The sequence below is a fragment of the Mesorhizobium sp. M1006 genome (genome assembly GCF_040318825.1).
Lineage (GTDB): Bacteria > Pseudomonadota > Alphaproteobacteria > Rhizobiales > Rhizobiaceae > Mesorhizobium.
Window position 1 is genome coordinate 17,841 of record NZ_JAMYMZ010000013.1, and the last position, 21,226, is coordinate 39,066.

A 21,226-nucleotide genomic window follows, 5' to 3' on the forward strand; every position below is an offset into this window, starting at 1 on the left:
GCGCCCGGCGCCCGACAGAGCGATTCTGCGTCTTGCAAGCGCTCTCGCGCGCCAAGCGGCCCGCGAAGATCACGCGCGCGAACAGGCCGAGAAAATAGATCATGAATCGAGCCGCGATATACGCACGCTTCTCAACCGATCTTCAGAATGAACGATCAATAGACGATCAACTCACGCTCTGCCGAACTTACGCTGAGCGTGAGGGTTTGAACGTTGTCGCAACGTTTGACGATCGAGCTCGCTCCGGCGGTTCGGTCATGGGGCGCGATGGTTTGCTCCACCTTATGGACAAAGCTCGTGAGCACGAATTTGATGTGCTCGTCGTCGAGGCGCTTGATCGGCTCTCTCGTGACATGGAAGACCTTGCCGGCATTCACAAGCGCCTCTCATTTCTTGGGATCGAAATTCGTGCCGTTCATGAGGGGGTGGTAAACACAGTCTTGGTCGGGCTTCGCGGCCTTGTTGGGCAGCTCTATCGAGAGGACAATGCTCACAAAGTTCGGCGAGGCCAAGCTGGCCGAGTTAACAAAGGACTCCATGCGGGTGGATTAACCTACGGCTATTCTTACCTGCTGGGCGACCCTGGAAAGCGCCTGATCGCAGAGGACGAAGCCGAGGTCGTGCGTCGCGTCTTTAGGGAATACGTTGACGGACGGACGCCGCGCGACATCGCTTACAATCTCAATAAAGACGGCATACCACCACCTCGCGGTCGAGTCTGGAATGCCTCCACCATCAATGGAAATGCACAAAGAGGGACTGGGCTGCTTCAGAATGAACTTTATGCCGGCCGGCTGATTTGGAACAAGGTCCGAATGGTCAAGGACCCCGACACCGGCAAACGTATCTCGCGCCCAAATCCTAGAGGCGAATGGCAAACTGTCGAAGTTCCCGACCTTGCCATTATCTCGCCCGAACTGTTTGAAGCGGCACGAGCCAGGAAAAAGGCTCGTGCAGTTACACACCCAAGCCATCAGCGCCGGCCCCGACATATGTTGTCGGGGCTTTTGAGGTGCGGTGCTTGTGGAGCGGGGATGTCCTCAAACGGCAAGGACAAGTCCAGGCGAATTCGTATCCGTTGCTCGGCGGCGACAGAGAACGGGACATGCCCTGATCCGAAGACTTTCTATCTGGATACGGTCGAGAATGCTGTCTTAAACGGGCTCACCGCGGAGATGCGCCATCCGGATGTGATAGCCCAGTACGTCCAGACGTATCACGAAGAACGAAGGCGCCTGGCAGCCGAAACCGATGCGAAGCGCACTCGTTTGGAACGACGGCTTGGAGAGCTATCTCGGGAGATCGATCGGCTGGTCAATGCCATCGCCAAGGGTCATGGCGACCCAGCCGTGTTGGGGCCGCAATCAACGGCGCTCAATGAAGAACGTAAGTGCATTGTAGCCGAGCTGGACAACGTGCCCGCGCCGACTGATGTCATTGCACTGCATCCTGCGGTGCTGGCGCGCTACGAGGAACAACTAAACCAGCTTCAAACAGGGCTTGCCGAAGGCGTTGTGGCCGGCGATTCCGAAACTGCAGAGGCGATGCGGGACTTGATCGAAACTGTTACTGTGTTTCGAGATCCATCAAGGATCGGCGGCATTGAAGTCGAAATCGCGGGGCGTCTGACCGCGCTCCTGGGCGAGGATGCCTTTCCCAACGGCGTCAAAGGAGTGTGGGGAAAGGTGGTAGCGGGAGAGGGACTTGAACCCCCGACCCCAGGATTATGATTCCCGTGCTCTAACCAACTGAGCTACCCCGCCAGGGCGGCGAAGGCCCGAAATCCAGCTTAAATCGGCAGGCATATCGGCGCGTTCGCCAAGGTCGCGCGGATATAAGGTTGCGAGGCCAAGCCTGTCAAGCATCGAAGTGGCTGCCGCGCCGGCATATTGCTGGCCCCGAAAGCTTTGCCGGGCAGACATTTGGGCGCACAGGCCGGGGTTGAGTTCAGCGAGGCACGTCGCTATGTCTCGGCCACGAAAGTCATGGTCATGAATTGATGAAACCGCGCATTGCAGTCCTCGGTTGCGGATACTGGGGCAGCAACCACATCCGCACCCTAAAGGCGCTCGGCGCGCTGCATGCGGTTTCGGACGTCAACCCCGCGCGTGCGGAGGGTTTTGCCAGCGAGCAGGATTGCCTTGCGATAGAGCCGGAGGCGCTGTTTGCCCGCGACGATGTCGACGCCATTGTCATGGCGCTGCCGCCGCAGTTCCATGCCGACATGGCGGTGCGCGCCGTGCTCGGCGGCAAGGACGTGCTGGTGGAGAAGCCGATCGCGCTGACGGTGGCCGATGCCGAACGCTCGGTGCAGGCGGCCGCCGATAATGGCCGTGTCTTCATGGTCGGCCACGTGCTGCGCTTTCATCCCGCCTTCGAGACGCTGAAGGCGCTGATCGACAATGGCGAACTCGGCGAAGTCCGCTACATCCATTCGCATCGGCTCGGCCTCGGCAAGTTCCACACCGAAAACGACGCGCTATGGGATCTGGCGCCGCACGATCTGTCGATGATCCTGGCCATCACCGGCACCGAACCGGTCGAAGTGCGCGGCGAAGGCGCTGCTCTTCTCGACAATCTCAGCGACTTTGCACATCTGCACATGCGCTTTCCCAACGGCCTGCGCGGCCATCTGTTCGCCTCGCGGCTCAACCCTTACCGCGAACGGCGGCTGACCGTTGTCGGCACCAAGGCGATGGCGGTGTTCGACGATGTCGAGCCATGGGAGCGCAAGCTTGCCGTCTATCGCCACGCGGTGTGGCAGGACAGCGGCCAATGGGCGTTCACCGCCAACGAGCCGTCCTATGTCGCGGTCGGTGAGGGCATGCCGCTGACGCGCGAGTTGGCGCATTTCATCCACTGCATCGAGACGCGGGCCGAACCGCGCACCAGCGGCGAGGAGGCCATCCGCGTGCTGCGCATCCTGACCGCCGGCACCGTCGCCCATACAAGGCCCGCCCATACAAGGCCCTAAGAGAAAACGCCGTCTATTCGGCGGGTACCCGCGCCGGCTGGACGGCAAGCCGCGTCAGCATCGCCTCGGCCTCCGCGCCGCGCTCGGAGCGCTCGATGAAGCCGCCGCCGAACACGCGCGCCTCGTTGCCATCGTCGGAATAGAGCACGCAAGCCTGACCGGGCGCGATGCCGGATTCGCCGTCTACCAGTTCCACCGAAGTGACACCGGCGCGGTGATGTAGCACGGCCGGGCGCGGCGGCCGCGTCGAGCGCACCTTGGCGAAAAGCTCAAGCCCGGCCGCCGGGATAGCGGTCAGCGGGCCATCGCCCAGCCAGTTCATGTTGCGCAAGAAGATCTTGTGGGTCTCCAGCGCCTCGCGCGGGCCGACGACGACGCGGGCCCGGTCGGCGTCGAGATGAACGACGTAGAGCGGCTCGCCCGAGGCGATGCCGATGCCGCGGCGCTGACCGACGGTGTAGCGCAAAATGCCCTCGTGGCGGCCAAGCACGCGCCCGTCTATATGGACGATGTCGCCCGGATTGGCGGCAGCCGGCTTCAGCTTGGCGATGATGTCGGAATACTTGCCCTGCGGCACGAAGCAGATGTCCTGGCTGTCCTGCTTGGCCGCAACCGTCAGTCCCATCTCCTCGGCGATGGCGCGAACCTCAGGCTTCGACAGGCCGCCGAGCGGAAAACGCAGATAGTCGATCTGTGCCTGGGTGGTGGCGAACAGGAAGTAGCTCTGGTCGCGGTCGGCGTCGACCGGCCGGTAAAGCGCGCGGTGGGCGCCATTGGCGCCGGAACGGATGTAGTGGCCGGTCGCCAGCGCGTCGGCGCCGAGTTCCTTGGCGGTCGCAAGAAGGTCGGCGAATTTCACCGTCTGATTGCAGGAAACGCAAGGGATCGGCGTTTCGCCGGCGACATAGCTCTCGGCGAACGGGTCGATCACCGCCTTGCGGAAGCGCTCCTCGTAATCGAGGACGTAATGCGGGATGGCGAGCGTCTCGGAGACGCGGCGGGCATCGTCGATGTCCTGGCCGGCGCAGCATGAGCCGGCCCGGTGCGTTGCCGCGCCGTGGTCATAAAGCTGCAGCGTGACACCGACGACGTCGTAGCCCTCGCGCTTCAGGAGGCCGGCAACGACCGACGAATCGACACCGCCCGACATGGCGACGACGACGCGGGTGTTTTCGGGGCGTCCGGGAAGATCGAGGCTGTTCATGGTTCTTTCGTTCTGCGCGGCGCTTCAATGCCAATGGCCGGAATATAGGTCAAGCGTCTCGGCTGCGCCAGCTTTGCCGGGCCGGCTCATTTTTCCTGCCGGGTTCAATGCGCTTGCCGGCAGATGTTTCAAATGCCGATGAAAAGGCTAACGCCGCGTTCATGATCCTTACCTAACCATTAGGGTCTGCTTAGGCAAATTTTAAAGCTGTGGCGGTAATGTGGTGGGGATTGGGTCTTTGAGTTTTTTGTAGAGAGTACGATGACCGATCTAATTAGACCGCGAGTCAAATATGTTATCGGGCCGGACGGCAGCCCACTTACCATCGCCGATCTGCCGCCGACGAACACACGTCGCTGGGTTATCCGGCGCAAGGCGGAAGTGGTGGCGGCGGTGCGTGGCGGGCTTTTGAGCCTCGAAGAGGCATGCCAGCGCTACAAGCTCACCACCGAGGAATTCCTGTCCTGGCAAGCGTCGATCGACGAATACGGCCTTGCCGGCCTGCGCACCACGCGCATCCAGCAATACCGGCATTAGGCCGATAAGGGCGCTGATCAGCGCCCTTACGTCTGCGAGGGTCGACGATCTGCAATTTCAGACCGTCAGCACCACCTTGCCGATCGGCCTGGTGGCGAGAAAGGCATGGGCGGCACCGGCCTGTTCGAGGGGAAACGCCTTTGCCACGTGGACGGCCAGCTTTTTCGCGTCGATCAATTTGCCGAGCTCCACCAGAGCGGCACGGTCGGGCACTACGGACATGCGCTCGACGTGGATGCCTCGCGTCCTGGCCTTTGCCTTGGTGGCATCGCTGACATCGAGCAGCGACACCAGAACGCCGCCGGCAGTGAGCACTTTCAGTGATTGCTCCGCATGCACGCCGCCGAACGGGTCCAGAACCAGATCGATGTCGCGGGCCTTCGCGGTGAAATCATCCCTTGTGTAGTCGATCACCTCGTCGGCGCCGAGCGAGCGGACGAAATCGAGCTTTTCCGGGCTGGCGGTCGCGACGACGTAAGCGCTGTGCGCCTTGGCGATCTGCACCGCCAGGTGGCCGACGCCGCCGGCTCCGGCGTGGATCAGCACGCGCTTGGCAGAATCGAGCCGGCCATGGCGGACAAGGCCTTGCCAGGCCGTCAGGCCGGCCAGCGGCAGCGCGGCGGCTTGCGCGTGATCTATGCCTTCAGGTTTCGGCGCAAGCTCATCAGCCGGGACAGCGGCGAGTTCGGCGTAGGCTGCCGCCTGTTTGGGAAAGCGCGGCATGCCGAACACGGCATCGCCGACCTTGAGGCCGGAGACGCCGGAGCCCAGCGCCTCGACAGTCCCCGAAACATCCCAGCCAAGGACAAAAGGCGGCTCGCCAAGCAGCGGATAGTGGCCGCCGCGCACCGCACCATCGACCGGATTGATGCCGGCCGCTTCGATGCGGACGAGCACTTCGCCGGCTTCGGGTGATGGCGCGGGGCGATCGGCAATGACGAGGACATCGGGTCCGCCGAAGGAATTCTGGATAATGGCACGCATGGAAGGCTCTCCTGCTGGTTTTGATGTGCCACTATCATTTGGATAGTTATTTTCTCTTGTCTAGTATATACCTTTTTGATATATATGCACCCCATGGATAGTGAAGATGTTTCCCCTTTTGGCTATGACGCCTTTCGGCGGTCGTGCCCGTCACACGCCGTGCTCGAGACGCTCGCCAGCAAATGGGTCTACCTGGTGATCTGTGCGCTGCGCCGGGGCCGGCTCCGCAACGGCGAATTGGCGCGCAAGCTCGAAGGCATCACGCCGAAAATGCTGACGCAGACGCTGCGTATCCTGGAACGCGACGGGCTTGTGCGGCGCGAGGTTTTCCCGGTCATTCCGCCGCGGGTCGAATATGAGTTGACCGAACTTGGCCAGAACCTGGCAGGGCTGCTCAATCAGATCAGAGCCTGGTCGGAGCAGCATGTGCCCGACATCAAAAATGCGCGCGCACGGGCGGCGGAACAGCAAGTAGATCTGGATGCCTGAGGCGGGCACAGTCGGTGCGCAGCAATAGCGCACAAGCGCGACGCGCGTTAGAGTCTTGTTTTCAGCCGATCATGGCGCTGCGGCCGCCGGCTTCCGTGTCGCGCGCCTTGGTGTCGCGCGATTCCAGCATCTCGGCCTTGGAAAGCTCCGCTTCGGCTTCGCTCAGCAATGATTCGGCGACATTTCGCTGCTGGGCGAGGTCGCTTTGCGAATTTCTAAGGTTGTCGCGGCGCAGACGTGCCGCCTTGGCGAAGGTCGGATAAGCAAAGTGATTGATGTCGGTGATGCCGGCCTTCTTCTCTTCGGCAGCAATCTGAAGTTCCAGCTCGACGGCCATGCGCTCGAATTCGGCGATCATCATGTCGAGCTGCAGCAGCTGCCGCCGCTTCTCGCTCACCTGAAATTGCTTCAGCCGAACGAGGTTTTCACGTGACTTCATGATTCGGTACTCCCGGAAACGCACACCTGCACATATCGTCCAATTCACCCGGCAAGGCCCAGGCTTGACCCGTTTCCACCGGCTTTCCCCGAACTATGGGAAACAAACTCCTAAAGTTTTTTGCCGGCGGTAACCATTCGTTTACGGGCATTGTTAATCATACGGCTCAGGACTTAAGGGCGGGTAAAAATTCTGCTTCTCGTCGGGAAACCCGGCCAACGAGTCCGAAGAGTCGCTTAGTCTGGCTTATTAATGTGCTGCATTAACGGTTTGGGTCTGTGATTCGTTATTGGATTCAACAAGGTGTAGAAAGGGGTTAAAAAATCTGATACCGTCATGGACGGGGAATTAGGTTTTATTAACCATTCGATGGCAGCCTCTGCTCAGGCAATCACTGCTCCGGTCCTGGACGGGTCGTGAAATGGTCCGGCAGCAGAAAAGGGGAATGAAATGCGCGTTCTGCTGATAGAAGACGACAGTGCAACCGCACAAAGCATCGAGCTGATGCTGAAATCGGAAAGTTTCAATGTCTATACGACCGACCTTGGCGAAGAGGGCGTCGATCTAGGCAAGCTTTACGATTACGACATCATTCTCCTCGACCTCAATCTCCCCGACATGTCGGGCTATGAAGTTTTGAGAACACTTCGCCTGTCCAAGGTGAAGACGCCGATCCTCATCCTCTCCGGCATGGCCGGCATCGAGGACAAGGTGCGCGGCCTCGGCTTCGGCGCCGACGATTACATGACCAAGCCCTTTCACAAGGACGAACTGGTCGCCCGCATCCATGCCATCGTGCGGCGTTCCAAGGGCCACGCCCAGTCGGTCATCACCACCGGCGACCTGGTGGTCAATCTCGATGCCAAGACCGTTGAGGTCGGTGGCCAGCGCGTGCATCTGACCGGCAAGGAATATCAGATGCTGGAACTGCTCTCGCTGCGCAAGGGCACCACGCTGACCAAGGAAATGTTCCTCAACCATCTCTATGGCGGCATGGATGAGCCGGAGCTGAAGATCATCGACGTCTTCATCTGCAAGCTGCGCAAGAAGCTTGACGCCGCGTCTGGCGGGCAGAATTACATCGAGACCGTCTGGGGCCGCGGCTATGTGCTGCGTGAGCCCGAAGATATCCGCGTCAGCGCCTGAACTAGGGGCGTGATCCCAAGGTGGGCGCCGATTTTTTCGGAAAAGAACCCGGCAAAACAACAAGATAGAGCCGATCCGATTTTCGTCGGAATGGAACAGCTCTGATCAGGCGGCAATCTTCAAGGCGCGGAAGCACTCGAGCAGTTGCGGCCGGTTGAACGGCTTCAGCAGGTAGCCCTGGGCGCCGGCTCGTTTTGCCCGCATGATCGCCCCGACATCGACCTCGACCAGCGAAATCAAAACCTGCGGCAATACCGGGCTTTCCATGGCGCGCAGGCGGCGGATGAGGTCCTGCGCCTGCATGTCCGGCAAGGCGCCGTCGATGACGATGATATCAGGCATGTCGGCCGCGCACATCTCGATCGCCTCGTGGCCGCTGGCGGCTTCGATCACCATCATGCCGGAACCGCCCAGGATACGCCTTGCGACCTTCCTGATGACGCTCGAATTGTCGACGAACATGCAGCGTTTCATTCCGGGACCCTCTTTGCCATGCGGCGAACCGGCAGCGTCGTGGCATCTGCCGGGGAACATAGGCCGATCTGGTAAAGAAGCCGAAAAGCCGTTAGGTAAAATTTTCCTGAAGGTGTTTTAAGTGAAATCTTCTTTCGCAATGCTTCACGCAATCAATCCGCAAGCCCGCCCACAGATGTTAGGACAACGCCGCAAATATGACTTGAGAAAAATACTTTCCCCGCTCTTTAGGAGAACTTCAGGCTGCGGAAAGGACGATCTCGTCGGCGGTCGCATGGATCGAAATCGTCATGTTGGCTTCGCGGGCCAGGAGCAGCGTGTAATAGGGCTGCACCGAATGCGCGTCGATCGGCTCTTCCGGCCTGTGGCCGGAATGCAATTCCAGGAATTTGGGCGGCACGCGCAGCATCGGGCCGCTCGCCGCGAGCGCAAAGCGCGGCTCGGTCTCGAGGTTCTCCAGCGTGACCACCAGCCTGCCGCCGCGCGGAATGGCGGCGTTAGCGACGAGGATGAGATTGAGCAGCAGCTTGACCTTGTTCTTGGGCAACAGTGCGCGGGTTCCGTTCCAGATCAGTTCCGGCTTCTCGTTCTTCAGGAAGGCGATGGCCACGGCCTCGGCGTCCCCGGTGTCGATCAGCATGCCGGCGGAACCGGCGGCACCGAAGGCGATGCGGGCGAATTGCAGGCGGGCGGAGGCGTTTTTGGCGCTTTGGCGGATCAGTTTCATGGCGTCTTCGTCGGCGCCGCCTTCGTCGAGCAGCTCAAGCCCGTTGTTTATGGCGCCGACCGGCGAAATGATGTCGTGGCAGACCCGGCTGCACAGCAGCGCTGCCAGATCGGGTGCGGAAAGGGTGAAAAGCTCGGCCATCGGCAAAAATCCCTGCAAATTTCACAACACAATGACCGGGCGATCATGATCACGCCTGTCCACACGAATCACGCTCTCTCCCAAGCATTCTGAATACACAGCGCTTGTGCGTGCAGCAACAAATCCGAAATCATGATTGTCGAAAATGGCGTGTTCACGCAGCAGGGTGCTGCGCGGGCGATGTGAAAACAGCCTTCGAACCGCCATCTTCATGTGGGAGTTTAATGGTTGAAAAAGGATTACGGCATAGTTTGCCCCTAACAGTCATCCTTAACGGCCGCCAAAGAGCCGTACGGGTGCGAGGCGTCGGCGAAAGTGCTCCCTGACGGAGATTGGAAGCATGGTTTCCCGATTCTACGACCGGACTTTTTTCCGTGTCATCTCAATGACGATCGCGCTCATCGGCCTTGTCGCCTTTTCGGCATCGGCCGCGCGGGCGCAGGAATACACCGCGCAGGAGATCGTCGATTCCGGTCATAAATTCTTCGGCGCGACGTCGGGCGGGCTCGCCACCGTCGTCGAGAAGATTTTCGCCACCTATGGCCTGCCGAACGGCTATCTGCTCGGCGAAGAGGGGTCCGGGGCGCTGATCGGTGGCCTGACCTATGGCGAAGGCACGCTCTACACCAAGAATGCCGGCGACCACAAAGTGTTCTGGCAAGGCCCTTCGCTCGGCTGGGATTTCGGCGGCGAGGGCTCGCGCGTCATGATGCTGGTCTACAATCTCGACGATGTGAGCAGCCTGTATAATCGTTTTGGCGGCGTCGCCGGCTCCGCCTATGTCGTCGCCGGCGTCGGCTTCAACGTGCTGAAGAACAACAATGTGCTGCTCGTGCCGATCCGTACCGGCGTCGGCGCTCGTCTCGGCGTCAATCTCGGCTACCTCAAGCTCACCCAGCGCGCGACCTGGAATCCGTTCTGACCTGCATGATGGCGCCACTGCGATTGGAGCTGTGATCCCACGGTCTGAGCTTTGCCGCAGCATACTCTTGCCGTGGTGCCGGATTTCCGTCATGCGAAGATGGCAAAGTCGACCTTTGGCGGTTGCCATGCACAACGGATAGTCATCTTGGTCCAGTCGATCCTGTTCTTTGTTCTCGGCTTTCTCTGCGCCGGCTTTCTGGCGCTGATGATTGCTCCGGCCGTGTGGCGGCGGGCGGTGGCGCTGACGCGCAAGCGCGTCGAGGGCTCGATGCCGTTGACGCTGGCCGAGATCCAGGCGGACAAGGATCGCATTCGCGCCGAGTTCGCGGTTTCGGTGCGCCGGCTTGAAATGAACGTCAAGTCATTGCGCGAGAAAGCCGCCGAACAGCTGGTCGAGATCGGCCGCGACCGCGAAGCCCTGAAGGAATTGGCGGCCGAGCGACAGGACAAGAACCGGGTCGTCGCCGATCTTACAGCCAGCGGCGAGGAGCTTCGCAAGCGCGATGAGCAACTGCAGCAGCTGTCGGAACGGCTTGCGGAGACCGAGCGCGCCCTCGAAAAGCGCGGGCTCGAACTGCGGAAACTGGAGCACATGTATGACGACGCCAGTTTTTCATCCAGCAGCCGGCAGATCGAGCTGGTGGCGCGCGAATCCGAGCTGCAGAAGTTGGCAAGCGACATTTCGCTGCTGCGCGGCCAGCGCAAGGAGGCGGACAGGCGCAGCCAGGAATTGGCAGCCGAAAGCAAGGTTTTGCGGGATGCGTTGAAGGCCGAGAAGAAAAGAACCGGCGAGTTGGAAAAGAAGGTCGAACGCCTGCTCGCCTCGCTGGCCGATCGCGAGGACAGGCTGGAGCGCCGCGAGAAGGAACTGGTGCGCCTTCGCGAAAAGCCGAAAGGCGCTGAAAGGACGCCTGCGGTGGGTCTTGCCGGCGTGCCAGGCAGTCAGGTCAATGCGACCGCCAACGGCGACATCGAAAAGACAACCGCCAAGCTCGACGCCGACCGCGAGCGGCTGGAGGCCAGGCTGACATCGCTGGCACGCGAGAACAGGCGGCTGAAGACAGATCTTGCCGCCGTCGAAACGTCGAAATCACAGGCCGGAGACGATACCGGCAGCGCCAGCGCGGCATTGCGCGAAGAGATGAACGATCTGGCGGCGCAAGTCGTGGCCTTGACGGCAAAGCTCGACGGGCCGGATTCGCCGATCGCCCGGGCGCTTGCAGCGCCTGAGGATACGCGGCCGGGGAGCGGCGGACGCAGCCTTGCCGATCGGGTGCGGGCGCTGCAGAAGGCCGCTTCGACCGACTAAGATTCCACAAGCGCGAGCGGGACGCCCCGGCTCTAAATTAGGCTCCGGAAAAATGATGCAGCGCGATGGCTGACGCGGCGGCGACGTTCAGGCTGTCGAAGCCTTGCTCCATACCGATCCGCAGTGTCTGCAGGCGGGCAAGCAGGCTTTCCGGCAGGCCTTCGCCCTCGGTGCCGAGATAGAGCGCCAGCCGGCCGTTTCTCTTGGCATCGCGAATGTCGATCTGCCCGCGCGGCGACAAGGCGAATTGGCTGAAGCCTTGCCGGTCGAGCATGGCGGTGCAGCCGGCGGTATCGGCAAAGCAGGCGAAGGGGACTTTCAAGGCCGCGCCCACCGAGACGCGGATTGCCTTGCGGTACAGCGGATCGCAGCAGGTCGGATCGAGAAGCGCGGCATCCGCGCCAAAGGCGGCGGCATTGCGGAAGATCGATCCCATATTGTCATGATTGGCGATGCCGACCAGCACCACGATCAGCGCGCGGGCGGGCAGTGCGCCGAGCAAAGCTTCAGCGGAGACGGCCGCGCCCTTGCGGCCGATCGCCAATATGCCGCGATGCATGTGGAATCCGGCAATCCTGTCCATGACTTCGCCGGATGCGACATAGATCGGAAGCCCGGCAGGCGCCTTGCGCAGGACGTCATCGAGGCCGGCCAGCCGGTTCTCGAGCACCAGCACCGATTCTGCCTCGAAGCGCCGGGCGGCGAGCAGCGTGTCGAGCACCACCTTGCCTTCGGCGACGAAACGGCCTTGCCGGCCGGCAAGATCTCGCTCCCGGATGTCGAGATAGGCGGCGACGCGAGGATCCTGCGGGTCGTCTATGCGGATCGGATTCATGGCTTCCTCGGCGGACCATGCGTCGGCCGCGAATCGGGATTCGGCTTCGGAAGGCATGATGCCGGATCCGAAGCTCTGACCGTATCTCAGCGTCCAAATGGATGCACGCCGTTCTAACGGTCAAATCCAATCACAAGGCGCCGGGCCGAGACGCCTTGCCTGGCCTCCTGGCGGCATGGAGATATTGATTCCCGCGGCACGGCACTTCGGCCAAGCCGCTTCAATGCAGAATTTCGATGGGGCGAAGGAACCCCACGGGGCCATGCCGCGTCATAGAGGCGGGCTCCTGCTGCGGTCCTGGGACGACATCGATGATCAGGCTCCTCCTCGTCTTTGCCGCCACACTTGCCCTCGCATGCGGCGTGGCCCGCGCGGCCAAGCTCGATCCAGCCACCGTCAATCAGTCCCAATTCACTATCGGCGAACCGAAGGGTGTCGATCCGATGCTGCTGAAGGCGCAGATCCTTCTGGATCGCGCCCGCTTCTCGCCGGGCCTCATCGACGGTCGCCTTTCCCGGAACTTCGCCAAAGCCGTCGCCGCGTTTCAGGCGGCAAACGGACTTCCGCCCGATGGCAAGCTCAGTCCACAAACCTGGAGCAAACTCATCGCAACCTCCGCCAAGCCGGTGCTGGTGACCTATGAGGTGATGCGCAAGGATGTGCGCGGACCTTTCACCAGGCGTATTCCGGCTCGCTTGGAGAGGATGGCCCGCTTGCGGCGGCTCGGCTACCGCAATGCGGTGGAGAGGTTGGCCGAGCGCTTCCACGTCAGCGACCAATTGCTGCGAATGCTCAATCCGGGCACCAGCCTCAGGAAACCAGGCAGGACCTTGGTGGTGCCTGATGTCGGCAGAGGCGACCCTCCCGCCGGCGTCGCCACCGTCGAGGTCGACAAGGGCGCTCGCCTGGTGCGTGTGCTCGACCGTGCCGGCAAATGGCTGGCGGTCTACCCGGCCTCGATTGGGAGCGAGGAGAAGCCGGCGCCAAGCGGCATGGCGGAGGTCAGGCGCGTGGTGCACAACCCTACCTATCATTACGATCCGGACTTCGCTTTCAAGGGGGTCAAGACCAAGCGGCCCTTCACCATCGCTGCCGGGCCGAACAATCCCGTGGGATCGGTCTGGATCGACCTCTCCATCGAAAGCTACGGCATCCACGGCACGCCCGAACCAGGCAAGATCGGCACGACCTTTTCGCATGGCTGCATCCGGTTGACCAATTGGGATGCCGAAGACCTTGCCTCCATGGTGCAGCCGGGCACGAAGGTCGAGTTCAAGGACGAGATTGCGCAGGCCGCCGACGAGCGCGTTCAGTAGCAAGGCTGACTTGGCAGGAGGGGCGGACTTGGCAGCAAGGCGGACTTGGCGGGGCATTCTCCGCCTCGGCCGCTCAGGTCCCGGCGCGACGCAGCCGGTGAGCCATCTGCGACAGTTCACCTTCGCCGAAAATGCCGTCCAGCATGTGCAGCAATTCGCGCACCGCCGCGGACTTGCAGGAATAATAGATCATTTGCCGGTCGCGGCGGGTCTCGACAAGGTCGGAAGCCCTGAGCTTGGCCAGATGCTGTGACAGGGCGGATTGGCTGAGCGATACCTTCTCGGCTATGGCGCCGACCGACATCTCGCCCTCGGCCAGATAGCTCATGATCAACAAACGTTTTTCGTTGCCCATCAGCGTCAGAAACGCAGCCGCGGTTCCGGCGTTGGCGACTAGTTTGTTCGAGACCATAGATCCCCCATGCCTTCTTGCTCATCCGCCGCTATGGGGGCAATAGCGTCGGATTCCATAGACTTTCCCTATAGATGCACGCCAGCGATTCAGCGTCACTCGCAAAGGTAGAACATTTCGCTCAAATCTCAAGGCTTGCTTTCCACGCAAGCCGATTAACTGTGCGGCTGTGATTAATTTGCCGATCGGGCAGCCTTGGCCATGTCAACCAGGACAGGCCTGAGGTCGCGCGCCGCTCTCAGCGGCTCGGGGAAGAAAACCCGACAGACATTGTCGCCCGATATGAGATCCATCCCGTCGGCGTCGAACCCGGTGACGATCCAGCCGTCACTCTCCGCCCCGCCGAAATGACTTGCGTAGAGGGCAATCGCATCGAGATGGTCGGCGTTCATGTGGTCGAGCGCCGATTGCTCGCCGGCGGCAAGCTCTTCGACGATCGCTCCCGTCGCGACCAGATCGGTGCGGTCGAGCAGATAGGCCTTGCCGAAGCCTCCGTTCAGGCTGGCGCGCTCCGGTTCGAGCCGGAAAATCGAGAAGTCGCCGAGCCCGGCATAGAGTTTTGCCTTGGGGTTGCGGTTGAGGTAGCGCCGCTCGGCGCGGGCGTGTTCGTTCGATCCGCGCTCCAGCCGCACGGCGCGGCAGACGAGCGTCAATCGCGGATGCGCCAGCGGATCGCCCCTGCCGGGTTCGCCGACGAGCAATGAGCAGCGCGGGTCGGCAAGGATGGCACCGGTATGAGCGGACAGCATCGACACCAGGATCAATGGCGTGCCGTCGATGTCTGTGGCGACGCCGACCCGGCTGGCCAGCGGCGAACCGGTTCCTGGTTCGAGCACTGCCAACGCGCCGAAACGGGCGCTGCGGATCAGCGTCTTTGCCAGCCTGATCGCCTCGGCATCGGTCGCGCGGATCACGTCTTTCCTGGGTTCGTCCAAGGCATCACCACCGCATTTATTTCGGCGCCATGCGGATGGCGCCGTCGAGGCGAATGGTCTCGCCGTTGAGCATCTGGTTCTCGATGATGTGCAAGGCAAGTGCCGCGTATTCCGAAGGCTCGCCCAAACGGGAAGGGAAGGGCACAGCGGCGCCGAGCGAATCCTGCACCTCCTGCGGCATGCCGGCCATCATCGGCGTCCTGAAGATGCCGGGTGCGATGGTGCAGACGCGAATGCCGGAGCGGGCGAGATCGCGCGCCACCGGCAGCGTCATGCCGACGACGCCGGCCTTGGACGCGGAATAGGCGGCCTGGCCGATCTGGCCGTCATAGGCTGCGACCGATGCGGTGTTGACGATGACGCCGCGCTCGCCGCCCTGCAGCGGCTCGAGCCTGGCGGTCCGGTCGGCGACCAGGCGGATCATGTTGAAGGTGCCGATCAGATTGACCTCGATCAACTTGCGGTATTGATCGAGCGGATGCGGTCCGTCCTTGCCGATCGTCTTCATGCCGACAACGATGCCGGCGCAATTGACCAGGATGCGCGGTGCGCCGAGCGTGTCTCTGCCGCTTCCGCGACTGCGGCGGCACCGCTCTCGGCGTCGCTCACATCACATCGGACGGCGATGCCGCCGATGTCAGCCGCCACCTTGGCCGCACGCTCGATACCGAGATCGAGAACGGCTACCCTGGCGCCGCCGGCGGCAAGAGCGCGCGCCGTCGCCTCGCCAAGGCCGGAGCCGCCACCGGTGACGATCGCAATCTGGCCGTTCGGGTTCATCTCGACGTCCTCCTCCGTGCCCAGACTATGCCGCCAAGCCACCGTGCGACAGCACCGGCACGGTCATGCCATCGCGGCGATGTGCGCGGCAATCCTTGCCTGGTCGGCGTGGCAAACCTCGCCCGCCAGCCTCGCCAACGCGCCCGGCACGATCTCGTGCGCCAAAAGCCGGTCGGGGTCGACCGGACGCGGCATCGAGATCTGCCCCCGCGGCAGCCTCCTGAAGCCGAGCGGGCCGTAGTAGGGTTCGTCGCCGACCAGCATCACCGCCGGCGCGCCGGCCTTGGCGGCGGCTTCCAGCGCGATTGCCACCAGCCGGCGGCCGATGCCGAAATTTTTGAAGGCCGGCCGCACAGCGAGCGGCCCGAGCATCAGCGCGCGGCCAGCGCCGGCGGCGATGCGCGTCATCCGTACCGAGGCGACGACGATTGTGCCATCGACGGCCACGAAGGACAAAGCCCGTTCATGCGGGCCACCTTGGCGGATCTTGTAGGCGGCGAGCACGAAACGACCTGGCCCGAAGGCCTCGTCATTGATGGCTTCGATTTCAGGATCGTGCGCCGGAGTTTCCGGCAGGTATTTCACGTCGGCCAGGTATTTCAAGTCGGCAAGGCTCATGGTCTTTGCGTTCCGGTATGCGAGGAAAGGTTTGCTGCAAGCGGCAGCGTTCGCCAGTCAGCGCTTCATCAAGCGCGGGCGCTCTTTCGTCGTCGGTCGAACCGGATCACGGCAAAGTCGAACATGCGGATGTCCGCTAGCACCAATTTTCAGCCGCCGCAATTGGCCCGCGCAGCCGACGCGCACTCGACGACGCAGCCGTTGACGATCTGTTCAGCATCGGGGATTTCCGCGGCGCCGCTTGGTGCCCTACATCGAGCAGGAACGCGAAAGGATATTGCATGGGATTGCTAGTCGAAGGCCAATGGCAGGACCGCTGGCACGATAGCGGGGAGAGCGGCGGCAGGTTCGTGCGGGCACAGTCGCAGTGGCGCGACTGGGTGACCCGCGACGGCACGCCGGTCGAAGGGCGAAAACGCGGCTCAAGGCCGAGCCCGGCCCCTATCACCTCTATGTCTCGCTCGCCTGCCCGTGGGCGCATCGGACGCTGATCTTTCGCGTGCTCAAAAAACTCGAGGACGTGATTTCCGTCTCGGTCGTCCATCATTTCATGGGCGCCGACGGCTGGACGTTCCTGGCCGAGGACGGCGCCACCGGCGACACGCTCTACGGCCTCGATTTCCTGCACCAGATCTACACCAGGGCCGATCCCGGCTATTCGGGCCGGGTCACCGTTCCGGTGCTGTGGGACAAACGCGAGCAGACCATCGTTTCCAACGAATCCTCCGAGATCATCCGCATGCTCAATTCGGCCTTCGACGAATGGGGCGATGCCAGGCTCGATTTTTATCCGCAACCGTTGCGCGGCGAGATCGATGCGATCAATGCGCTGGTCTATCCCGCGGTCAACAATGGCGTCTACCGTGCCGGCTTCGCCACCACGCAGGCAGCCTACGAGGAGGCGTTCGGCGAATTGTTCTCGGCGCTCGACACGCTGGAGGACCGTCTGTCAAGGCAGCGCTATCTCGTCGGCGGCCGCATCACCGAGGCGGACTGGCGGCTGTTCACGACACTGGTCCGCTTCGACCCGGTCTACGTCGGCCATTTCAAGTGCAATCTGCGCCGCATCGCCGATTATCCGAACCTGTCGAATTACCTGCGCGATCTCTACCAGGTGCCGGGCGTCGCCGGCACGGTGAATTTGCACCACATCAAGTCGCATTATTACGGCAGCCACGAGACGGTCAACCCGACGCGCATCGTGCCGGTCGGGCCGGAGCTGGACTACGGCGCGCCGCATGACCGGGACAGGTTCAGGAAGGCGGCGTGAAATCAGCGATCTAGCGGAAGGTCTCGGAGTCCATCTTTGCCCTTCTAACGAGTTCAGCTTTCAATATGGTACTTCCAAATCGATTGGAGTAGCCGAGCGACGTTGCAAGGAACGCAACGATGCCGCTGATCATGACGATCACGACCGACATCTGGGGCGGGATTGCGCGTAACAATCCCGACGGCAGAAGCACAGCCATTCCCAAAATCATTTCTATCAGGGTTGAGAATCCGACCATTTTCCAGAATTCAGTGCGAGTAAAAAGCTGAGCATGTCGCTTTATAAAAACGAAATATGTCACGAATGCCGCAACTAATTGTATTGTGAATTGGATAAATCTTCCAACTTTTGCTAACATGTATGGATCTATCCCAAGAACTATTGTCGAAATTAACGCTATAACTGAAAATGTTATCACATTAATTCCCGTGTAAAGTGATACATAGAGCGCGATTCTAAATCTATCGTTTTGGCTGTGTTGCATTTTTTCTCCTCATCGCTCAGCATTTATCTCTCTGAGAACAATGAATGCTGCCGGTCTATACCGACGCAGCCAAAGCTGTTGAAGAGATGATCTACCAGTAAGGCGATGCCGAATTCCCCCCCAAAACTTCGGCAATCCGCCGCAGCGTCGCCGGTGTCGTGCCCTGGGGCAAGCGGTCGAGCGGGAAGAAGCCGGCTTCGGCGATCTCGCGGTCGGGCAGCTTGGGCGCTGTCTGGTTGAACGCCTCGACCAGATAGAGGCCGACATGGTCGCGGCGGCTGGCGCGGCGGTTGAAATGCAGCGACTTCAGCACCGGCGGTCCGGTCAGCGCGATGTTGCCTTCCTCGAAGACTTCGCGTGTCAGCGCTTCGATCATCGTCTCGCCCAACTCGACGCCACCGCCCGGAAGGTGCCAGCCCGGGACATAGGTGTGGCGGATGAGGAAGACGGAATTGGAGGGGCGGTGGTGGATCAAGCCGCGCACGCCGAGCGTCATCGGCCGCCGCAGTACGAAATACAGGTGAAACAGCCTCGCCCTGAAGCCCGGCCAGCCGGTCTGGCGCAGGGCTTGCTCCGGATCCGGCGTCATCGTCCGCGAAACCGTGAGTGGAAAGCCGCGCGCGGCTCGCCTATGAAGAAAAGATGTTCAGGCTCGCGCATATTTCCGATGTCCATCTGGGGCCGCTTCCCGATGTAACCTATCGCGATCTCGCCTCCAAGCGCGTGGTCGGTTACGTCAATTGGCAGCGCAACCGCCGCCGCTACATGCATGATGCAGTCATCGACACCATCGTCGCCGACATGAAGGCCAGCGGGCCGGACCATCTCGCCATCACCGGCGACCTTGTCAATCTGGCGCTCGACGGTGAGCTCGAGATGGCCAAGCACTGGCTGGAGACGCTGGGCTCGCCCAATGACGTGTCGGTCGTGCCGGGAAACCATGACGCCTATGTGCCGGGCGCCTTCGACAAGACCTGCCGGTCCTGGGCGGCGTGGATGACCGGCGACGGCGTCAATACGCCGGTCGACCGCAACACCTTTCCGTATCTGCGCGTGCGCGGCGATGTTGCGTTGATCGGCGTCTCCACGGCGCGCGCCACGGCTCCCTTCATGGCCAACGGCTTCTTTCTGGAAGGCCAGGCGGAAAGGCTGCGCGGCATGCTCGACGCCACAGGCAAGAGCGGCCTGTTCCGGGTGATCATGATCCACCACCCGCCGGTGCGCGGCGCCGTTTCGCAGAACAAGCGGCTGTTCGGCATCTCGCGCTTCCACAAGGTTCTTCACCGGCATGGTGCCGAGCTTGTGCTGCACGGCCATTCGCATGTGCCGTCGCTCTTCTTCATCGGCGCCCGCAAGACCAAAATCCCGGTGGTCGGGGTCGCCGCCGCCGGGCAGGCGCCCGGCAGTTCGCATGCGCCGGCGCAATACAATCTGCTCGACATCGACGGTGAAAAGGACAATTGGCGGATCAGGCTGACGCGCCGCGGCCTGACCGGGCCGGCATTGCCGCCCAGCGACCTGCAGACAATGGAGCTTGGCGTGGGGGCCGAGGCCACGCTTGCCGAGGCGCGGTGAACTCAGATGGGAGCGTCTCGCCGGTCGTCAGCCGCACTCTGCGACGCCAAGTGACATCACTTGGCTGCAAATGCTTTAAAAGCTGATTTTCATTGCAACGATGCGGTCCCAGAACAACACGAGCGAAATCGCCAGGCCGACCAGGGCGCCGGCGGCGATCAGGCCGAGGCCCGAGAAGAACGCCGACCAGCCGTTGCTGCGCGCAGCGACATGCAGCGGCGGCTCAGCCTCCGCCACCAGGGCGCGTTTCAGGCCGGCGACGGCCTGCTCGATGCCGCCTTCCATCATTCTCTGGCGTTCGACGACGCGCTCGGCGACATAGCGCGTCACCTGGTCGGCAACGACCTTCATCTCGGTCGATTCGGCGAGGACGACGCGGCCGATGCGCGTGTCCTTGAGAAAGCGGTAGGTGCGACGGTCGCGCCCCATGGCGACATGGCTGACGGCGTCGATCCACAGCCGTGGCTGCAGGCCGGACGAGACGGCGAAGTCGAAACTGTCCATGTCGGTGGGCACGTCGCCGAAGACCGACGCGAGTTCGGCGGCAAGCAGATCGAGCCGCATGCGATGCGCTTCGCGCATCTCGACGACGACGTCGTCGCGGTCGGCGAAGGCGTTCTTGACGTCGCGAATGGCATCGGACAGTTTTCGCGACTGATCGATCTGGGTGATGTTCTCGCCTGCGTCCTTCATCGGCGTTGCCTCGCGGGTTTGGTTAACACCGAATTAACACAGCCGCCGGCAAAATGCACTTGCGAGATCGATGGGCCGGCAAGGGGTTCGCTGGATGAGCACAAGCGCCGCCGCCGTGCCTGCGCCAAGACCGATCAGCTCGCCGCAGCGGCGAATCCTGGACGAAGTCGCCTGCTGCGGCGCCGCATATTGCGACGGACGGCCTCGACGACCAGGCCGGGCGCTTCCTGGACCAGCATATGGCCGGCTTCCAGCACGTGGTGCAGATGAAAATGCTTCGGCACGCTGTCCGCCTGGCTGACGGGCAGCATCGCGTCGTCGGTTCCCCAAACCACCATGATTGGCATATTCAGCGTTTCAAGCCGCTCGTTCGGGATGACGCCTTGCCGATCATCCCTGGTCATGGCGGCTGCGAGCTCGACAAGTGTACGCAACTGGCCGGGCCGCTGGCGCATCTCGCTGACGAGTTCGACCCTATGCTGCGGCAGCCGGCTTTGCGGTCCCGACATGGCGGCAAGACAGGCGCGGATTTCATCCATGCCGGCAGCGGCGGCGTAGCGACGCAGCAGCGGACCATTGATCTCAGGACCGAAACCGCCCGGCGCCAGCAGCGTCAGCGACGCCATTCTTTCGGGCTCGCTCAATGCCATCAGGGCGGCCACCGCGCCGCCCATCGAATGACCGACGAGATGGACCCGCTTTATCCCGCGAGCGGAAAGATCCGCAAGGACGGCACTGGCTGCAATCCTGGCCGGACCGCCGCCCGGAAAATCGAGCGACAGCCCATGTCCCGGCAGATCATAGGCCAGGGTCCGCGCGCCGGGCGCCAGAGACTCGGCCACATCGCGCCAGTCGTCGTGGCAGCCACCGAAACCATGCAGGAAGGCGATCGTTGTCGGGCCGGCGCCCCGTTCGGCAGCGTAAAGGGATGGGGTCATGCAAACTTTATGGCTTGGTGCC

Annotated in this window: 22 protein-coding genes, 1 tRNA gene and 2 pseudogenes; 11 read left to right on the forward strand and 14 right to left on the reverse strand. The window is 62.1% G+C overall.

What is annotated here, in order from left to right; translation table 11 throughout:
• Positions 1-101 precede the first annotated feature (101 nt).
• Positions 102-1,730, forward strand: coding sequence for a recombinase family protein (locus tag NKH60_RS14820; RefSeq protein WP_352872639.1), 1,629 nt, complete (start codon positions 102-104; stop codon positions 1,728-1,730).
• On the opposite strand, the gene NKH60_RS14825 is transcribed toward NKH60_RS14820, so the two are convergent.
• Positions 1,687-1,763, reverse strand: a tRNA-Met gene (locus NKH60_RS14825). The genes NKH60_RS14820 and NKH60_RS14825 overlap by 44 nt on opposite strands.
• Before the next feature lie 236 nt (positions 1,764-1,999).
• Between NKH60_RS14825 and NKH60_RS14830 the strand changes: the two genes are divergently transcribed.
• Positions 2,000-2,974, forward strand: a complete 975-nt coding sequence (locus NKH60_RS14830) for a Gfo/Idh/MocA family protein (protein WP_352834986.1) — start codon at positions 2,000-2,002, stop codon at positions 2,972-2,974.
• Positions 2,975-2,987: 13 nt separating this feature from the next.
• Here NKH60_RS14830 and mnmA read toward each other — a convergent pair whose 3' ends face one another.
• On the reverse strand, positions 2,988-4,178 hold the full coding sequence (mnmA, locus tag NKH60_RS14835; protein WP_352456412.1) for a tRNA 2-thiouridine(34) synthase MnmA: 1,191 nt from the start codon (positions 4,176-4,178) through the stop codon (positions 2,988-2,990).
• 261 nt (positions 4,179-4,439) lie between these two features.
• Between mnmA and sciP the strand changes: the two genes are divergently transcribed.
• Positions 4,440-4,715 carry a CtrA inhibitor SciP gene (gene sciP, locus NKH60_RS14840; RefSeq protein ID WP_023679563.1) on the forward strand — a complete coding sequence of 92 codons (276 nt, stop codon included), beginning with the start codon at positions 4,440-4,442 and terminating at the stop codon, positions 4,713-4,715.
• A 57-nt stretch (positions 4,716-4,772) separates the two neighbouring features.
• Here sciP and NKH60_RS14845 read toward each other — a convergent pair whose 3' ends face one another.
• On the reverse strand, positions 4,773-5,699 hold the full coding sequence (locus NKH60_RS14845; protein ID WP_352849939.1) for an NADP-dependent oxidoreductase: 927 nt from the start codon (positions 5,697-5,699) through the stop codon (positions 4,773-4,775).
• Between the two features lie 93 nt (positions 5,700-5,792).
• On the opposite strand from NKH60_RS14845, the gene NKH60_RS14850 reads away from it, so the two are divergent.
• Positions 5,793-6,188: a winged helix-turn-helix transcriptional regulator gene (locus NKH60_RS14850; protein ID WP_352683855.1), complete on the forward strand. Its 396-nt coding sequence runs from the start codon at positions 5,793-5,795 to the stop codon at positions 6,186-6,188.
• Between the two features lie 61 nt (positions 6,189-6,249).
• Here NKH60_RS14850 and NKH60_RS14855 read toward each other — a convergent pair whose 3' ends face one another.
• A complete protein-coding gene (locus NKH60_RS14855; protein ID WP_023719275.1) occupies positions 6,250-6,627 on the reverse strand; it encodes a flagellar export protein FliJ in 378 nt (125 codons plus the stop codon).
• A 450-nt stretch (positions 6,628-7,077) separates the two neighbouring features.
• Here NKH60_RS14855 and ctrA point away from each other — a divergent pair, with 450 nt between their 5' ends.
• On the forward strand, positions 7,078-7,773 hold the full coding sequence (gene ctrA, locus NKH60_RS14860) for a response regulator transcription factor CtrA (RefSeq protein ID WP_006203583.1): 696 nt from the start codon (positions 7,078-7,080) through the stop codon (positions 7,771-7,773).
• A gap of 105 nt (positions 7,774-7,878) precedes the next feature.
• On the opposite strand, the gene NKH60_RS14865 is transcribed toward ctrA, so the two are convergent.
• Both NKH60_RS14865 and chpT read right to left on the reverse strand, forming a co-directional pair.
• Entirely contained in the window at positions 7,879-8,247 is a 369-nt protein-coding gene (locus NKH60_RS14865) for a response regulator (protein WP_352772470.1), read from the reverse strand.
• Between the two features lie 238 nt (positions 8,248-8,485).
• A complete protein-coding gene (gene chpT / locus NKH60_RS14870; protein ID WP_352452917.1) occupies positions 8,486-9,115 on the reverse strand; it encodes a histidine phosphotransferase ChpT in 630 nt (209 codons plus the stop codon).
• 340 nt (positions 9,116-9,455) lie between these two features.
• On the opposite strand from chpT, the gene NKH60_RS14875 reads away from it, so the two are divergent.
• A complete protein-coding gene (locus tag NKH60_RS14875; protein ID WP_023679557.1) occupies positions 9,456-10,037 on the forward strand; it encodes a DUF1134 domain-containing protein in 582 nt (193 codons plus the stop codon).
• 147 nt (positions 10,038-10,184) lie between these two features.
• The gene (locus NKH60_RS14880) at positions 10,185-11,348 is read left to right on the forward strand and encodes a coiled-coil domain-containing protein (protein ID WP_352834992.1); all 1,164 of its coding nucleotides are present in this window, start codon (positions 10,185-10,187) and stop codon (positions 11,346-11,348) included.
• A 37-nt stretch (positions 11,349-11,385) separates the two neighbouring features.
• On the opposite strand, the gene NKH60_RS14885 is transcribed toward NKH60_RS14880, so the two are convergent.
• Positions 11,386-12,183, reverse strand: a complete 798-nt coding sequence (locus NKH60_RS14885) for a TrmH family RNA methyltransferase (protein ID WP_352835040.1) — start codon at positions 12,181-12,183, stop codon at positions 11,386-11,388.
• 311 nt (positions 12,184-12,494) lie between these two features.
• Here NKH60_RS14885 and NKH60_RS14890 point away from each other — a divergent pair, with 311 nt between their 5' ends.
• A complete protein-coding gene (locus tag NKH60_RS14890; RefSeq protein WP_352469686.1) occupies positions 12,495-13,499 on the forward strand; it encodes a L,D-transpeptidase in 1,005 nt (334 codons plus the stop codon).
• Positions 13,500-13,572: 73 nt separating this feature from the next.
• Here NKH60_RS14890 and NKH60_RS14895 read toward each other — a convergent pair whose 3' ends face one another.
• The 4 genes and pseudogenes from NKH60_RS14895 to NKH60_RS14910 all read right to left on the reverse strand — a co-directional run bounded on the left by NKH60_RS14895 (position 13,573) and on the right by NKH60_RS14910 (position 16,244).
• Entirely contained in the window at positions 13,573-13,911 is a 339-nt protein-coding gene (locus NKH60_RS14895; protein WP_023679553.1) for an ArsR/SmtB family transcription factor, read from the reverse strand.
• Between the two features lie 173 nt (positions 13,912-14,084).
• A complete protein-coding gene (locus NKH60_RS14900) occupies positions 14,085-14,846 on the reverse strand; it encodes a HugZ family pyridoxamine 5'-phosphate oxidase (protein ID WP_352834995.1) in 762 nt (253 codons plus the stop codon).
• Between the two features lie 16 nt (positions 14,847-14,862).
• Positions 14,863-15,626 (reverse strand): annotated as a pseudogene (locus NKH60_RS14905) (SDR family NAD(P)-dependent oxidoreductase).
• A 63-nt stretch (positions 15,627-15,689) separates the two neighbouring features.
• The gene (locus NKH60_RS14910; protein ID WP_352815212.1) at positions 15,690-16,244 is read right to left on the reverse strand and encodes a GNAT family N-acetyltransferase; all 555 of its coding nucleotides are present in this window, start codon (positions 16,242-16,244) and stop codon (positions 15,690-15,692) included.
• Positions 16,245-16,525: 281 nt separating this feature from the next.
• Here NKH60_RS14910 and NKH60_RS14915 point away from each other — a divergent pair.
• Together NKH60_RS14915 and NKH60_RS14920 are read left to right on the forward strand one after the other, a co-directional pair.
• Positions 16,526-17,514 (forward strand): annotated as a pseudogene (locus NKH60_RS14915) (glutathione S-transferase family protein).
• 119 nt (positions 17,515-17,633) lie between these two features.
• Positions 17,634-17,783, forward strand: a complete 150-nt coding sequence (locus NKH60_RS14920; RefSeq protein WP_352540966.1) for a hypothetical protein — start codon at positions 17,634-17,636, stop codon at positions 17,781-17,783.
• A gap of 306 nt (positions 17,784-18,089) precedes the next feature.
• Here NKH60_RS14920 and NKH60_RS14925 read toward each other — a convergent pair whose 3' ends face one another.
• Positions 18,090-18,587: an NUDIX domain-containing protein gene (locus NKH60_RS14925; protein WP_352835002.1), complete on the reverse strand. Its 498-nt coding sequence runs from the start codon at positions 18,585-18,587 to the stop codon at positions 18,090-18,092.
• A gap of 53 nt (positions 18,588-18,640) precedes the next feature.
• On the opposite strand from NKH60_RS14925, the gene NKH60_RS14930 reads away from it, so the two are divergent.
• Positions 18,641-19,573, forward strand: coding sequence for a metallophosphoesterase family protein (locus tag NKH60_RS14930; RefSeq protein WP_352835043.1), 933 nt, complete (start codon positions 18,641-18,643; stop codon positions 19,571-19,573).
• 75 nt (positions 19,574-19,648) lie between these two features.
• On the opposite strand, the gene NKH60_RS14935 is transcribed toward NKH60_RS14930, so the two are convergent.
• Positions 19,649-20,266, reverse strand: coding sequence for a hypothetical protein (locus tag NKH60_RS14935; protein WP_352469693.1), 618 nt, complete (start codon positions 20,264-20,266; stop codon positions 19,649-19,651).
• A 134-nt stretch (positions 20,267-20,400) separates the two neighbouring features.
• Positions 20,401-21,204 (reverse strand): alpha/beta fold hydrolase, encoded by an 804-nt coding sequence (locus tag NKH60_RS14940; RefSeq protein ID WP_352835005.1) that lies wholly within the window; start codon positions 21,202-21,204, stop codon positions 20,401-20,403.
• Between the last annotated feature and the right edge of the window lie 22 nt (positions 21,205-21,226).